General features: G+C 48.6%; 13 protein-coding genes and 1 tRNA gene. 12 read left to right on the forward strand and 2 right to left on the reverse strand.

Features of this window, described 5'->3' with window-relative positions; translation table 11 throughout:
• Window positions 1–1,260 precede the first annotated feature (1,260 nt).
• The 6 genes from GX419_13415 to GX419_13440 all read left to right on the forward strand — a co-directional run bounded on the left by GX419_13415 (window position 1,261) and on the right by GX419_13440 (window position 8,613).
• A complete protein-coding gene (locus tag GX419_13415; protein ID NLI25695.1) occupies window positions 1,261–1,683 on the forward strand; it encodes a CAP domain-containing protein in 423 nt (140 codons plus the stop codon).
• Window positions 1,684–1,735: 52 nt separating this feature from the next.
• Entirely contained in the window at window positions 1,736–3,118 is a 1,383-nt protein-coding gene (fumC, locus tag GX419_13420; GenBank protein ID NLI25696.1) for a class II fumarate hydratase, read from the forward strand.
• Window positions 3,119–3,251: 133 nt separating this feature from the next.
• Complete coding sequence (locus tag GX419_13425; GenBank protein NLI25697.1) at window positions 3,252–5,144, forward strand: methylmalonyl-CoA mutase small subunit; 1,893 nt, start codon at window positions 3,252–3,254, stop codon at window positions 5,142–5,144.
• Between the two features lie 10 nt (window positions 5,145–5,154).
• Window positions 5,155–7,290 (forward strand): methylmalonyl-CoA mutase, encoded by a 2,136-nt coding sequence (gene scpA / locus GX419_13430; GenBank protein ID NLI25698.1) that lies wholly within the window; start codon window positions 5,155–5,157, stop codon window positions 7,288–7,290.
• Between the two features lie 220 nt (window positions 7,291–7,510).
• The gene (locus GX419_13435; protein NLI25699.1) at window positions 7,511–8,203 is read left to right on the forward strand and encodes a hypothetical protein; all 693 of its coding nucleotides are present in this window, start codon (window positions 7,511–7,513) and stop codon (window positions 8,201–8,203) included.
• Between the two features lie 2 nt (window positions 8,204–8,205).
• Window positions 8,206–8,613 carry a DUF2752 domain-containing protein gene (locus GX419_13440; protein ID NLI25700.1) on the forward strand — a complete coding sequence of 136 codons (408 nt, stop codon included), beginning with the start codon at window positions 8,206–8,208 and terminating at the stop codon, window positions 8,611–8,613.
• A 5-nt stretch (window positions 8,614–8,618) separates the two neighbouring features.
• Here GX419_13440 and GX419_13445 read toward each other — a convergent pair whose 3' ends face one another.
• Complete coding sequence (locus GX419_13445) at window positions 8,619–9,440, reverse strand: MBL fold metallo-hydrolase (protein NLI25701.1); 822 nt, start codon at window positions 9,438–9,440, stop codon at window positions 8,619–8,621.
• A 161-nt stretch (window positions 9,441–9,601) separates the two neighbouring features.
• Between GX419_13445 and GX419_13450 the strand changes: the two genes are divergently transcribed.
• The 6 genes from GX419_13450 to GX419_13475 all read left to right on the forward strand — a co-directional run bounded on the left by GX419_13450 (window position 9,602) and on the right by GX419_13475 (window position 15,908).
• Window positions 9,602–10,984 carry a peptidoglycan synthetase gene (locus tag GX419_13450; protein ID NLI25702.1) on the forward strand — a complete coding sequence of 461 codons (1,383 nt, stop codon included), beginning with the start codon at window positions 9,602–9,604 and terminating at the stop codon, window positions 10,982–10,984.
• Between the two features lie 79 nt (window positions 10,985–11,063).
• Window positions 11,064–11,135, forward strand: a tRNA-Glu gene (locus GX419_13455).
• A gap of 783 nt (window positions 11,136–11,918) precedes the next feature.
• Entirely contained in the window at window positions 11,919–13,469 is a 1,551-nt protein-coding gene (locus tag GX419_13460; GenBank protein NLI25703.1) for an acyl-CoA carboxylase subunit beta, read from the forward strand.
• Between the two features lie 23 nt (window positions 13,470–13,492).
• Window positions 13,493–15,013, forward strand: coding sequence for an acetyl-CoA carboxylase biotin carboxylase subunit (locus tag GX419_13465; GenBank protein NLI25704.1), 1,521 nt, complete (start codon window positions 13,493–13,495; stop codon window positions 15,011–15,013).
• Between the two features lie 30 nt (window positions 15,014–15,043).
• Entirely contained in the window at window positions 15,044–15,577 is a 534-nt protein-coding gene (locus tag GX419_13470; GenBank protein ID NLI25705.1) for a biotin/lipoyl-binding protein, read from the forward strand.
• 76 nt (window positions 15,578–15,653) lie between these two features.
• The gene (locus GX419_13475; GenBank protein ID NLI25706.1) at window positions 15,654–15,908 is read left to right on the forward strand and encodes a 30S ribosomal protein S20; all 255 of its coding nucleotides are present in this window, start codon (window positions 15,654–15,656) and stop codon (window positions 15,906–15,908) included.
• A gap of 139 nt (window positions 15,909–16,047) precedes the next feature.
• On the opposite strand, the gene GX419_13480 is transcribed toward GX419_13475, so the two are convergent.
• A partial coding sequence (locus GX419_13480; protein NLI25707.1) for a hypothetical protein occupies window positions 16,048–16,219 on the reverse strand: 172 nt, incomplete at its 5' end.

Below are 16,219 nucleotides of genomic sequence, written 5' to 3' on the forward strand. Positions count from 1 at the left end.
AAATGAGCCTATGCTAACTTTGTATGCACAATGCATGCTAACAGGTCTGCAGTTGTTTATTTATTGGACGATCTGGATGTTTTTATGGTAAATATACAAAAAAAATAATGATTGTTATGTTCTAAAAATACAATTGGCCTCTTCACATCAATGAATTGCATCAACTGTGTATCAAAATGCCTAATTGTTGATTTTTTAAGTTTGCCTGACATTCCTTCAAAGTTTTTAATAAATCCTGCTTTTAATTGCATCAAAAAAATGGCTTTTTTTATTAACTTATATTAATATATATATGATTTATCATAATATCCTCTCATAGTTAAGGTTCGATTATTTATCTAACTATAAACTCGTAAGGTCATTATCGGTTCAATCAAAAAATAAAATAACGAAATAACCAACACCATATATCCATATTACTATTATCAAAAAAATAAGTAATACTATTTTATTATTTTTTATTAATTTACGGTGCAAACTGATACTATTTTCTGAAAAACAAGAATAAATTTTCTTTCTGGTAAAATAAAAAGGAAAGAAGAACCAAATGAAATTATCAAATTCTAATTTGAAACAGTTAAAGGTGAATAAAAATGTATAAAAATTAGCATTTTTTATATTTTCAGGTAATAATTCTTTCAATAATTTATAGTGAAGTTCTCCCTTACGTAATAAAAATCTCGCGAAAAGTAATAAAAGAATAAAATAAATAAAAATATAAAGTTTTATATAAATATTCATAAAACAAAGGATATATATATTTACCACACCCAGGTAAAAGTCTTTTTAATAGTTACTGCTAAAGGAATTCCCAAAGAAATTTAGTACTCCCCATTTTTCAAGCACGGGTTATATAAATATAAGTTTTTTTATTATGATGATCATGTGTTGATTGGGCTACTCCCTATTTCCCCAACCACTGCTTTATTTATTTGTTTCTCTTCAGGTTACAGTCAAATAATGGCATTTGAAACCAGAAAACCAAATCAAAATTAATCATCTAATTGGTATTTTTCAAATTTTCTGGCTGAAATTTACCCCTCTTCAGTCTGCACCACTTTTGATATTGATTACTTCATGATGGCACCCCGGGAGGCTTTTTTGGATGAATAGTACAGGGTGGATCAGGTTCATTCACAATGCTCATTCGTTTCAGGCACATCGGAAATTACCATCTTCCCTCGAACAATTCTGTCTTTTATTTCCTATAACATATCCCGGAACAGGGATGTTTATTAAATTTAACCATTTATTTTCCCTATGCCTAAACTGCATTGTATTCTTCTTTTTATGGTTCTTGCTACCGGGTGCGGAAAGGAAAAGGACGATCCGGTTTTTTCGTCTGCCCTGGAAGAACAGGTGCTGGAACAGGTGAATCTGCACCGCAGCCAGATGGGGCTTGCCCCGCTTTCGCTTCACCCTTCCCTGAGCAGGCTGGCACGAAACCATTCGGGAAATATGGCTTTGCAAAAAGTACCTTTCGGGCATGACGGATTTTCTTCGCGCGCCGACTGGATCAGCAAAAACCTGGGAAGCGGCAGCATCGGTGAAAATGTTGCCATGAGCAGTGACGATGCTGTCTATACCGTGCAGTCGTTGTGGCTCACATCCCCGGGGCACAAAGCCAACATCGAAGGCCAGTTTACCAGCACCGGTATCGGAGTCGCCAAAGGAACCGACTGATACTGGTATTATACCCAGATATTTTATCAACCTCAATAAATCCTGTTGCCATATGGAATACCGCATTGAACACGACACCATGGGCGAAGTAAAGGTGCCTGCCGACAAATACTGGGGTGCCCAAACCCAGCGTTCAGTCAACAACTTTAAAATCGGGGACCAGAAAATGCCCCGCGAAATCATCATGGCATTTGCCTATCTCAAGAAGGCAGCCGCTCTCACCAACCTTGACCTCGGCGTGTTGCCGCGCGAAAAAGCCGACCTCATCTGCCGGGTATGCGACGAAATCCTTGAAGGAAAGCTGGATGACCAGTTTCCTCTTGTTGTGTGGCAAACCGGTTCGGGAACCCAGACCAACATGAACCTCAATGAAGTAATTGCCAACCGGGCCCACGTACTCATGGGAAACAAACTGGGAGAGGGAAAAACCTTTCTGCATCCCAACGACGACGTGAACAAATCCCAGTCATCAAACGACACCTTCCCCACGGCCATGCACATTGCCGCATATAAGATGCTCACCGAAAAAACCATTCCGGGAATTGAACTGTTGCGCAACACCCTGCACGCCAAGTCACAGGCCTTTATGGACATTGTGAAAATAGGCCGTACCCATTTTATGGATGCTACCCCCCTTACTCTGGGTCAGGAGTTCTCGGGCTACGTTTCCCAGATTGACCACGGCCTCAGGGCTCTGCGCAATACCCTTCCCCATCTTTCCGAGCTGGCCCTGGGCGGAACGGCCGTCGGAACCGGCATCAACGCCCCGAAAGGATACGCCGAAAAAGTAGCCGCCAAAATAGCTGAGCTTACCGGCCTGCCTTTTGTTACGGCCGAAAACAAATTCGAATCGCTGGCCGCCCATGATGCCCTGGTGGAAACTTCCGGAGCACTGAAACAACTGGCCGTCAGCCTGATGAAAATCGGCAACGACCTGCGCGTACTCGCTTCAGGCCCACGCAGCGGCATCGGCGAAATCCTGATCCCCGAAAATGAACCGGGTTCCTCCATCATGCCGGGCAAGGTTAACCCTACCCAGATCGAAGCCCTCACCATGGTATGCGCCCAGGTCATAGGCAACGACTCGGCCATTGCCGTCGGCGGCATGCTGGGCCATTTTGAACTGAACGTCTTTAAACCGCTCATGATTACCAACCTCCTCCATTCAGCCCGTCTGCTGGGCGACGCCTGCGTTTCATTTACCAGAAACTGCGCGGCCGGAATCGAACCTAACTACCCGGTTATACAAAAACATCTCGAAAATTCCCTTATGCTCGTCACAGCCCTGAACCCCCATATTGGTTACGAAAACGCCGCCAAAATTGCCAAAAAGGCACATAAGGAAGGAAAAACTCTCCGGCAGGCCGCCATTGAACTGGGCCTTGTAACCGATGAGCAGTTTACCCAGTGGGTCGACCCGAAAAAAATGGTCTGAACAATTCCTTTTTTCGTCGGAAAACTGCTTCACCGGCGCTGTAATTACCAAAGCAACAGCCGGTAATATGTTGGGCGACATTGTTTAGTGGCGATTTTACCCTATTTTTGCCGCGCACTTTCAGCTGAACATTATGCCTCAGGAAAAACTGTTTCAGGAATTCCCGCCAATCTCCACGGCCGAATGGGAAGAAATTATCCGGAGCGAACTCAAGGGCGCTGATTACGAAAAAAAACTGATCTGGAAAACCAGGGAAGGATTTAACGTAAAGCCATACTATCGTTCTGAAGATCTGGACGGCCTGACCTTTTACAGGTCGCTTCCCGGAGAATTTCCTTTTGTACGGGGTAATTCCCCTGAATACAAAGGATGGAAAATCCGCCAGAACATCTGGGTTGACAATCCGTCGGAAGCAAATGCCCGGGCCACAGCCCTGCTTTCAGGCGGTGTTGATTCCCTTTGTTTCTGTTTTTCGAAGGATGCCATAACCCGCTTCCTGAACCGCGAATCGTTCAGCCTCCTGCTCAGAAACCTTCCTCTTACCACCATCGAGCTTCATTTTGCGGTTCAGGACCGCACCCGGGACGCCCTTACCCTTCTCAAGGAATTTGCCCTGGATAACCACATTGACCATCGCGAAATTCATGGCACGTTCGATTTCAACGTCCTGGGCAACCTTACACTTACAGGAAAATTTTTCGAATCGGAGGCCGGCGACTGGTCAAGGCTCATCATGGCTGTCCAGAAGGCAGAGAAACATTTTCCGGGAGTGAAGACAATCGAAATTGACGGCAGTATTTTCCGCAATGCAGGTTCGCTCATAGTGCAGGAACTGGCTTTCAGCCTTTCGATGGCCTGCGAATACCTGTCCGTCCTCACCTCCAAAGGCGTAAGTGCCGGAGAAGTACTGCGAAACCTTCATTTCACGTTTTCCACCGGCCCTGTTTATTTTCTGGAGATAGCCAAGCTGAGGGCGGCCCGCATGCTCTGGGCGCTCATCAGCCGCGAATGGGATAAACCGTCAGGTTCGGGCGAACGAATGTACCTTCATTCCCGTTCGCTCCTCTGGAACAAAACGATTTACGACCCTTACGTCAACATGCTCCGGAACACCACCGAAGCCATGGCCGCCGTTATCGGCGGCTGTGATTCTCTCACCATCCTTCCGTTTGATGCATGCTACCGCACGCCCGATGATTTCTCCGAACGGATGGCCCGGAATGTACAGCTCATTCTGAAAGAAGAAGCATCGTTCGGAAAAGTTGCCGATCCCGCCGCCGGCTCCTGGTTTATTGAAAACCTTACCAGCCTTCTGGCCGAATCTGCCCTTGAGCTGTTCAAGGCAACGGAAGCGCGCGGAGGGTATCTGGCCTGCCTGAAGAGCGGTTTTATCCAGGATCAGATAGCCGAAGCGGCCGGCCAGTACACATCAGCCCTTTCAGCCCGTAAGGAAGTGCTGGTTGGCACAAACCAGTACCCCGACGCAGGGGAACAGGTGCTCAACACCATTTCTGAAGAAATTGCTTTTCCGCGGCCCAGGTCCAATCACTCCGCCGTAAGGCCTCTTCCTTCCTACCGCGCCGCAGAAGAATTTGAGAAGATGCGGCTGGCAACCGAGAAATCCGGTTCCCTGCCCGTGGTATTTCTGCTATCAACCGGCGACCTGGCCATGCGCCTTGCCCGGGCGAACTTTTCAGCCAACTTCTTCGCCGCCGCCGGCTTCCGTATTGTGAACAACGCCGCCTTCGACAATGTAAGGGATGGCATCGATGCCGCCCTGAAAGCTTCAGCCAGCATTATCGTGCTTTGCAGCAGTGATGAGGAATACGCCCGGCTTGCTCCCGGGGCTCAGGAATACCTTGCCTCTCTAACACCAGACCCGGCTAACCGCCCCCTGCTGGTTGTTGCCGGCGCTCCTCCCTGTATGGATGACCTGCGGGCCAAAGGAATCACCCGTTTTATACACGTCCGTTCCAATCTACTTGAAACCCTTATCCAGTTTCAATCCGAACTGGGAATCATTTAAATCTGAACGTATGCGACCTGATTTCAGCCATCTTTCCCTGAAAGGCATCGACACCGGATCACGCAACGCGCCTTCCGCACAGGCCCTCTGGAAAACACCGGAAAACATTGCGGTGAAAAGCCTCTATACCGAAAACGACATGGCACAACTCGAACACCTCGGATACGCCGCAGGACTTCCTCCCTTTCTCCGGGGCCCTTACGGAACAATGTACATTCTGAAACCATGGACCATACGACAGTATGCCGGTTTTTCAACCGCCGAGGAATCGAACGCCTTTTACCGGCGCAACCTGGCAGCCGGCCAGAAAGGCCTTTCCGTAGCATTCGACCTGGCTACCCACCGGGGATATGATTCCGACCACGAACGGGTTGTCGGCGATGTCGGAAAAGCCGGCGTGGCCATTGATTCGGTACTTGACATGAAAATTCTCTTCGACGGCATTCCCCTCGATAAAATTTCGGTTTCCATGACCATGAACGGAGCCGTGCTTCCCGTCATGGCATTCTACATTGTCACCGCACTCGAACAGGGAGTAAAACCCGAACAGCTCAGCGGCACCATCCAGAACGATATTCTCAAGGAATTTATGGTGCGCAATACCTACATCTATCCACCCGATGCCTCCATGCGGATTATTGCCGATATTTTCCGGTACACGTCGAAACACATGCCCAAATTCAATTCCATCAGCATCTCGGGGTATCATATGCAGGAAGCCGGGGCTACTGCCGACCTGGAACTGGCCTATACACTTGCTGACGGACTGGAATACATTCGTACCGGCCTTCAGGCAGGAATTGACATTGATGATTTTGCCCCGAGGCTTTCCTTCTTTTTTGCCATCGGGATGAACCATTTTATGGAAATTGCCAAGCTTCGTGCGGCCCGGCTCCTGTGGGCCAAAATTGTACGCGGGTTCAACCCGAAGAATCCCAGATCAATGGCTTTGCGTACCCACTGCCAGACCTCAGGCTGGAGCCTTACCGAGCAGGATCCCTACAACAACGTTGCCCGTACCTGTATTGAAGCCATGGCGGCCGCTCTTGGCCATACCCAGAGCCTCCACACCAACGCCCTTGACGAAGCCATTGCCCTGCCAACCGATTTTTCGGCCCGCATTGCCCGCAATACCCAGATTTACCTCCAGGAAGAAACCGGCATCACCCGGGTAGTCGACCCCTGGGGCGGTTCGTGGTACGTGGAATCACTGACCCATGAACTGGTGCACCGGGCCTGGAATCTGATTACCGAAATCGAAGAACTGGGCGGAATGGCAAAAGCCATTGAAGCCGGCATACCCAAAATGCGCATCGAGGAAGCCGCCGCCCGCCGGCAGGCCCGCATCGACTCAGGCCAGGACATCATTGTCGGCCTTAACAAATACCAGGCTCCTTCCCGGGAACCCATGTCCATACTCGAAGTGGACAACTCGGCCGTACTGGAAGCTCAGCTCCGCCGCCTGAAAAAACTTAAAGCCGAACGAAACCAGGCTGAGGTTGAACAGGCGCTGAACCAGATTACCCGCTGCATGGAAACCGGCGAAGGAAACCTGCTGGAACTCTCTGTTATAGCCGCACAAAAAATGGCCACATTGGGAGAAATCTCCATGGCAATTGAAAAAGTTACCGGTAGATACAAAGCCATGACCAAATCAGTTTCAGGGATCTATTCTTCGGAAGCCAGAGAAGATCCAAAATTCATCAAAGCACGTGAACTGACAGCCCTTTTTGCCGAAAAAGAAGGGCGCCAGCCCCGCATCCTGATTGCCAAAATGGGGCAGGACGGGCACGACCGCGGGGCGAGGGTCGTCGCTTCCGGCTATGCCGATATAGGATTCGATGTGGATATTGGCCCGCTCTTCCAGACGCCGGCCGAAACTGCCCGTCAGGCCGTTGAAAACGACGTCCATGTGGTGGGCGTCTCCAGCCTGGCCGGTGCCCACAAAACCCTGATACCGCAACTGATTGAAGAACTCAGGAAAGCCGGCCGCGAGGATATTCTTGTCGTTGCCGGCGGCGTCATCCCGGCTCAGGATTACCAGTACCTTTTCGATAAAGGCGTGGCGGCCATCTTTGGCCCGGGTACGCCCGTTTCAGAAGCCGCTGTCAAAATTCTCGAAATCCTTCTGAGCCATTTTGAGTAGCTGCCGGGGGAATGTTTCAAAACTTCGTTTTTCGACATCCCCGAAGAAAAATTTATAAATCAGGGTTAACCCCCCTGAAACAAAGTGAAAACAATCATTGGGGCACAGGGGGCATTTTATATACTTAATGTGGGTTTAGGAAATATTCATTACTTTTAATCCCGAAAATGCCTATGCAACAATTCGTCAGTCGCTTCGTCAATTTATAAACAACTTCATCATGGAAAACAATACGATTCAAAAAACCAGTGCAGGGCAGGGCCTCGGTATTGCCGGTCTGGTGCTGGGCATTATTTCCCTTCCCCTGGCGTTTATCCCCTGCATCAACGTTTTTGCAGCCCTGGTTGCTGTCGTTGGCCTGATCCTGAGTGCCATCGGATTTTCGCAGGCCCGTAAACTCAATGGCGCAACCGGCCTGAATCTCGCAGGCCTGATTCTTTCCTCCCTGGCCGTACTGGTTATCCTCCTCTGGATTCTTGTCTTTGCCCGCATCTTCAGCCGCGAAGGGGACTTCCGCAGGGAATTCGACAGAGCCTTTCGCCACGACATACGTAAGGAAACGTTCGAAAATATTGATAAAATTTCCAGGGATCTGGACAAGGATCTTGAACGCGAACTGCAGGAACTGGAAGCAGATACCACCATGCCCGGTTCCGCTTTGTCTGCCGAAGAGTTTGATGCCTTACTCAAGGATTATGAAAGCCTGATCAACGAATACATCAAACTGGCAGAAAAATCAAAACGGAATGATATTTCGGCCGTGTCGGCTTTTGCGCGCATTACCGCCAAAGCGGCTACGGTAAGCGCACGTCTGGCCCTCGCCGCACCGGAAATGTCAGAAGAACAGGTGAAAAAATTCGATGAACTGCAGAAACGCTATGAAGAAGCGCTTAAAAAAGCTTCAGAAAAATAACCGTGCCCCCTTCTGCCCTTTCTTCATATAGTAAAATCAACATTATCCTGCTCATTGTCCTCACAGGAGTGCTCGCGTATTCCGCCATTTTCCCCCCGGCTCCCGATACCCATCCCATTCCTTGCATTCACGAACAGTTGACCGGACAACCCTGCCCCACATGCGGGCTTTCGCGGAGTTTTTCGTCCATGATCCGGCTCGACTTTTTACGGGCAGAACAGTGGAATCCCTTTGGCCCCCGTCTTTTTCTCTTCTTCTTCGTGCAGTGGATTTTTCGTATTGTCTTTCTGATTCTTGCCCTCCGGCTCAGGCTTCATGAGAAAACGGTCATAACGACCGATATCGTCCTGTCGGCAGGAATTTTCTTTTATGCTTACATACCCCTTATCCGAACCCTGTTTCGCTTCTGAACAGATTAGCTGACCGGCGCCCCCCTGAATCCCTTTTCCGTTTTCACAACCTTCCCTTCGCGCACATACGCATCATGCTGAAAAAGCAAACGGTAGCCTTTCTCCGAAGCTTCAAACAAAAAAGCTTCCTTCTCCTGAAGCGTCAGCAAAGGCCTGGTATCGTACCCGCAGACCCAGCTGAGAGGAATATGGGCCATAAAGGGCAGTAAGTCCGATACAAAGACCATTGTTTCCTTCCCGTCCGACAAAAAAGGCACCAGCAAACCGGCAGTATGGCCGTGAAACATCCTTAGCGAAAATCCGGGGACAAATTCCCCTTCCTTCTCAATGAACTCAAGACGACCAGCTTCATGCAGCGGCAGGAAGTTTTCCGGCCGGTAGGAAGGCCGTTCCCGCACATTGGGGTGAACAGCCCACTCCCATTGCTGTCGGCTCACATAATACCGGGCATTGGGAAAAGCCGGCACCAGATTCCCCTGCGCATCATAAACAACCGCACCCCCGCAATGATCAAAATGCAGATGCGTCAGAACAACATCCGTAATATCTTCCGGCATCAGGCCCTGTTCCTTCAGCGAACCCTGCAGGGTTGCCTCCCCGTTCAGATAATAATGGCTGAAAAACTTTTCATCCTGCTTGTTCCCTATGCCGGTATCAACCAGAATCTTCCGAGTTCCTGCTTCTACCAGCAGGGAACGCATGGCCATGTTGCACAGATTCTGGTCATTGGCTTTGTACTGCACACTCCATAACGACCTGGGAACAACGCCGAAAATGGCTCCTCCGTCCAGCATAAAATTCCCTGTTTCCAGCAGGGTTATTTTCATATTTTCCATTCGGTCAAAAGATTGCGTGATGGTTTTACTTCGAGTTCTTGTTTTGGCAAAAATAACATGCACCATCCGGCAGTGAATAACGTTTTATTTTCCGTAATGTTCAGATGCAACAAGGGAAAAGATACTACTTTTGAAGCCAAAATCAGGAACCGATGAACCAGTTGCCCCGCATCCATTTTATTGCCATAGGAGGAAGTATTATGCACAGCCTGGCCATTAACCTGCATCTGCGGGGATATACTGTCACTGGGTCTGACGACGAAATATTCGAACCATCGCGAAGCGACCTCCTGCGGCATGGGCTTCTGCCGCAAGAACAGGGCTGGTTCCCTGAAAAGATTCACCGCGGCCTCGATGCCGTTATTCTCGGCATGCACGCACGGAAAGACAACCCCGAACTTCAGGAAGCAATCCGCATCGGTGTCCCGGTTTTTTCATTCCCGGAATATTTCTACCGCCAGACCCAAAAGGCAAAACGTATTGTCATTGCCGGAAGCCATGGTAAAACTACCATAACTGCCATGGTGATGCATGCATTGCTGACGGAAGGAATCGTTTTCAGTTACCTGATCGGTTCCCATGTTCCCGGATTTGAGCACCAGGTATGGATTGAGCCGGAAGCTGAGCTGGCAGTGATGGAAGGAGATGAATACCTGAGTTCCCCTCTTGATAACCGGCCGAAATTCCTTCACTATCATCCCCATATTGCCCTGATCAGCGGAATTGCCTGGGACCATATGAACGTATTTCCCCGGTTCGAAGAGTATGTGAATGCCTTTGCCACGCTTATACAAAATATAGAACCTGCCGGAACCCTCGTTTTTTGCGATGATGACGAAAACCTGCGGCAGGTTTCCTCTTCGTTGCGACCTGACCTGAAAAAGATCCCGTACAATACCCTCCCTTATCGTATGGTTCAGGGAAAAACCATCATCCAGCATGCCGCCCGGTCATTTGAAACGGAACTCTTTGGCCGGCACATGATGCAAAATATGTCCGGAGCCATGCTGGTAGCTCAGGAAGCCGGCATCAGCCCCGGCAATTTCCTCGCATCCATGCAAACCTTCAGGGGCGCGGCAAAAAGACTGCAGAAAGTGTATGACAATACAAAGTTTACGGTTTTTATGGATTTCGCCCACGCTCCTTCCAAGGTAAAAGCATCTGTTGCCGCGGTAAAAGAATACGACCCGGGCCGGAAAGTAATTGCCTGCCTGGAGTTGCATACCTATAGCAGTCTGAATAAGGCCTTTCTTCCCCTCTACAGGGGAACGCTGGATGAAGCCGACTTTCCTGTGGTCTTTTACAGCCCTTCAGCCCTTGAACACAAGAAGATGCCCGAACTCTCAGCCGATGATGTGTACGATGCGTTTCAATGCCCGCAACTGAAAGTATTTACCCAAGCCAGCCGCCTGGAAGACTACCTGCTTTCCCATGCAGATAATGGGTTTACACTTCTGCTCATGTCGTCAGGCAACTGGGGAGGAATGGAGGCGGACAAACTTATTAATAAGATTATCAACAAGTTAAACCTCTGAAACCAAAAATTTTCGGCAAGGTGCTTGCAGAAAAAGAAAAAAATGTACCTTTGCACGCCCAAAGTTCTTTATACATAATGGCCCGTTCGTCTAGGGGTTAGGACGTCAGGTTTTCATCCTGGTAACAGGGGTTCGATTCCCCTACGGGCTACATGTTCACAAGCAAACCCTGCTCATACGGCAGGGTTTTTTGTTGTTGACCTATTGACAGCCGGTTGGGCCAACCGGCCAGCATTCATTCCGGGAATATCAAAAGACAAAGTTCTGAAATTTGGTTTATATAGTGCCACAAAAACAGCCCTGAAAGGGCGATATTATTGCAGAATCAAGCCACAGAACCCCGAAGGGGCGATATTATAAGCTATTTGATAGATTTTCATAATGCCACCCCTTCGGGGTTCCAATACATTCTCCTTATACCGTTTTCTACAATAATGCCATCCGTTCAGGATTGGATCAGAATTGCATAACATTTCAGAATGTGAATCAAGACGTTATAGTATTAGTCGGGATAATACATAAATAGTAGGAGTGAAGCAAACTAAGGTGTTGCAGGCTGAATTGCAAAGCCGGCATCCGGGCAAATCCCGCTGAAACGAAGTGAAAGCGGCCCTTGCGGCACATTGCGAATAATCCAATTCGCAATGTGGATTTATCATAAGCAGATTGGAAAATTTTTGTACATTTACGCCGCAAAAATCTGCTGCACAACATAAATCAGAGGGAACGCAAGGCGCCGTAATGAACTTAAAATCAATTGATAGCCAGGAAAGAAAAACTTTTAAATCCGACCAAAGCACCTGACTTCAGCAATCAAAACATGGCGAAGAATCACATATGCAGCTCAACGGAACCCGGCAGGAGAGACCGGCGCACTGAGAGGCTATGTTTCCGGCACACTGCATAAAACCAGCAAAGCAAAAAAGGTTTCAGCATGGATATAAACGGAAAAATCTTCCAGGAGTTTCTGGCACGCAATGAACGCTATGCCCAGCAGTTTACGCGGGAGGCAGCCAAGACACAGCATGCCAAGGGTAAGCTTACCGCCCATGAACGGATCAGCCTTCTCTTTGATCAGGGCACATTTGAGGAGATTGACGCCTTTTCTTTATCGGCCGACGCAGGCTTTGGAAAATCCATTAAGGCATTTGGCGACGGCGTGGTGATAGGACATGGAAAAATCAACGGCCGGCTGGCTTTCTGCTATGCCCAGGACTTCACCATCATGGGAGGGTCGCTCGGGTCAGTGCACGCCCGGAAAATTCAAAAAGTGCAGGATTTAGCCCTTAAAACCGGCACCCCCCTCATCGGCCTCATTGACTCAGGAGGGGCCCGGATTCAGGAAGGAATCGCCAGCCTGGCTGGCTATGCAGGCATCTTCTACCGCAATGTTCAGTCCTCAGGCGTCATCCCTCAGATATCAGTTATTATGGGGCCTGCGGCAGGAGGCGCTGTCTATTCACCGGCTATTACCGATTTTGTGTTCATGACCAACAAAACCAGCTACATGTTTGTTACCGGTCCGAATGTGGTGAAAGAGGTGCTCAACGAAGATGTTACATTTGAAGATCTGGGCGGAGCAATGATTCACGCACGGAAAAGCGGAGTAGCCCATTTTGTTTATGATGATGAAGAAAACACCATCCTGGGTGTAAAAAGGCTCCTGTCCTACCTTCCATCCAACAACATGGAAGATCCCCCGTTTGCCGATACCGAAGATCTGGGCTTCCGCAGGGAGGAAAAACTCCGCGCACTGATCCCTGACGACCCGAATAAGGCCTACGATGTGAAAGATATAATCAGACTGATTGTCGATAAGGGGCGCTTTTTTGAAGTTGCTGAATACTTTGCTGAAAATGTGGTCGTAGGCTTTGCCCGCCTGGCGGGACATACCATCGGCATTGTAGCCAACCAGCCCAAAGTGCTCGCCGGAGTGCTTGACATAGATTCCTCCGATAAAGCCGCACGTTTTGTAAGATTCTGCGACGCCTTTAACATTCCTCTGCTGGCACTGGAAGATGTTCCCGGTTTTCTGCCCGGCCTGAACCAGGAACATGGAGGCCTGATACGGCACGGAGCCAAACTTCTTTATGCATTTGCCGATGCTACCGTACCAAGGGTAACGGTCATCCTGCGGAAATCATACGGAGGAGCTTACTGCGTGATGAACAGCAAAAACCTCGGAGGCGACTTCAACTACGCCTGGCCTTCAGCCGAAATAGCCGTTATGGGACCCGAAGGCGCTGTGGCCATCCTCTACAAAAAAGAACTGGCCGAAGCAAAAGACCCCAAAAAGCTCAAAAAAGAACTGGCTGCCCGCTACCGGGAAGAAATAGCCAATCCTTACATAGCCGATGAAAAAGGGTTTATCGACGAAGTGATTGATCCTGCCGATACACGGAACAAACTGATTACAGCCTTCGAAGCACTCCGGAAAAAACATGTTACTCCCCCGGAACGCAAACACGGAAACATTCCACTGTAATTCGTCTTCAATTCAGGATGATTATGAAGAAAGAAACCAGAAAAATACAAAGCCTCCTCGTTGCCAACCGCGGTGAAATTGCCATCCGGATAATGAATACGGCAAGGAAAATGGACATCAGAACCTATGCTATCAAAACTTCCAAGGAACCCAACGCACTCTACCTCTCCTATGCCGACGAAATCATAGATTTTACGGAGAACCTGGAAGAAATCTCCGAATTTCTGGATATTGAACGGATCATTGAGGCCGCAAAACAACATAAGATCGATGCCATCCACCCCGGTTACGGTTACCTGGCCGAAAATCCCTACTTTGCCCAGCGGTGTGACGACGAAAAGATCATCTTTATAGGCCCTGCACCCGATGCAATCTACAAAATGGGCAACAAAACCATAGCTAAACAGCTCGCCCGCAAATACAAAGTACCCCTTCTCGAAGGAAGTACAGGCAACGTATCCAGCGTGGCCGAAGCAGTCAAAATTGCCCGGGAAATCGGATACCCTGTCATCCTGAAAGCTGCTGCCGGTGGCGGTGGAAGAGGCATGCGCATCGTGGAAAAAGCTTCCCAGATGGAAAAAATGTTTCGCCTCGCTTCCAACGAAGCCCAGAAAGCCTTTAACGACCCGTCGGTTTTTATCGAAAAATACGTCAGAAATCCCCGCCATATTGAATTCCAGATTCTTGCCGACAAATACGGAAATACCATCCACCTGGGGGAACGTGAATGTTCCATCCAGCGCAAACACCAGAAACTGATCGAAGAATCCCCTTCCATCGCCCTTACTCCTAAACTCCGTGAAAAAATGGGCGAAGCAGCTGTTGCCATCGCCAAATCGGTCCGTTACTACAGTGCCGGCACTGTGGAGTTCCTCCTCGATGCCAACCAGAACTTCTTCTTCATGGAAATGAATACCCGCATCCAGGTGGAACACCCGGTTACCGAAATGGTTACCGGCCTTGACCTGATTGAACAGCAGATCCGCATTGCACAGGACGAAAAACTTGAACTGACCCAGTCGGATGTTAAACTGAAAGGATGGGCTATCGAATGCCGCATCAATGCCGAAGATGTTCAGTCAGGCTTCGCCCCCAACCTGGGAATTATTGAAAAAATCTCCTTCCCGGTGGGTAAAAACATCCGCATCGATACCGGCATCCAGGAAGGGTCCCCCATCACACCCTACTTCGATTCCATGGTGGCCAAACTCATTGTCTATGGCGAAAACCGGACCAAGGCAATCGCCAATATGATCAGCGCCCTGGAAAAATTCCGCATACGGGGCATCAAAACTACCATCCCGTTCCACAAGGCTGTAATGCACAACAAAGCCTTTCAGAAAGGCGACCTCAGCACATCCTTCATTGAAAAAGAACTCCCCCAGCTGTATTACCAGGAACCCGATGAGGAAATGCTGGCGGCCTGCATTGCCGCTCTCGACTATGCGGCTGAAGTGCAGGAACAGGAAGGCTCAAATATTGAAAATACCCTCGGGAAAAACCTTGATCCCTGGGTGTTGAACAAACGCCTCAAATCCATCTGATAACCCGATTAACTTCTTAATTACCTGATTATGGCTTTTGTTTTCAGCTCACGTAAAGACGAACCCCTGTACATTGCCCAGTCATCTACAGGAAATAATTACGTCATAAAATTTGATGCAAAGGGCGAATTGAGGGTTAACAGGAAAATAACCGACCTTACCCTTTCGGAAGAAAACGGATTTACCTACATTCATTACAAAAAGGCCAAATACCCTGTTGAAATACTTGAAAAACATCATAATAAGTATGTAATCCTCATCAACGGCGTGAGCTATACCATTTCGGTTGAAACTCCTTTCTCTTACAAAAGGAAGAAAAAGCTCGACCAGCAGAAAACCGAGTCAAAAACAGAACAGATACTGGCCCCTATGCCGGGTAAAATCATCGAAGTGCTGGTCGATGAGCATACCCACGTCAAGGAAGGCGACAGCATCGCCATCCTTGAAGCTATGAAAATGCAGAACGAGATCATTTCGCACGTTTCGGGAAAAATCAAAAGCATCCATGTGAAAGCCGAAGAGACCGTCAACAAAGACGATGTGATCGTTGAAATAGAAAAATAGAATCACTTTATTTTGTTATTCAGAATTTTCATTAATTTTGTCGCCTCATTTTATGAACAGAAAAATTTAATAGCACATGGCAAACCATAAATCTGCTGAAAAGAGAATCCGCCAGACAAAGGCAAGAAGGACGGAGAACAGATATTACAGTCGCACAGCACGTAACGCTGTAAAGAAACTGCGCAGTACCACAAGTAAGGAAGAAGCGGCTCAAATGCTTCCCAAAGTAACATCCATGCTCGATAAACTGGCCAAGAAAAATGTAATCCATCCCAATAAGGCCGCCAACCTGAAAAGCTCCCTTACCAAGCATGTTAATGCTTTGAGCTGACAGGAAAATAAGATAGTGTCCATCCCTGTAACCGTTGATGCCAGAAGGCATCAACGGTTTTTTTTCATCACCGGACCCTGAGAAGAGCCTTCAGATAATCCGCAGAACTTTTTCCGACCATCACATCCCATCAAACGACTTATTTCGTCTTTCCTCGCTCAAGAAAAGCGGCCACCATTCTCAGTTCTCCCCAGCTCACCAGATCGCCCAGTTCGTCCTTGACCGGCTTGAGCTGATAGTTTCCCTTCCGCCGGAAGCATTCCTCGATCTGCCGGATCTTTTCTTCGGGCACCAGCCCTTCAATACCTATC

The organism is Bacteroidales bacterium, from assembly GCA_012517825.1.
Lineage (GTDB): Bacteria > Bacteroidota > Bacteroidia > Bacteroidales > JAAYUG01 > JAAYUG01.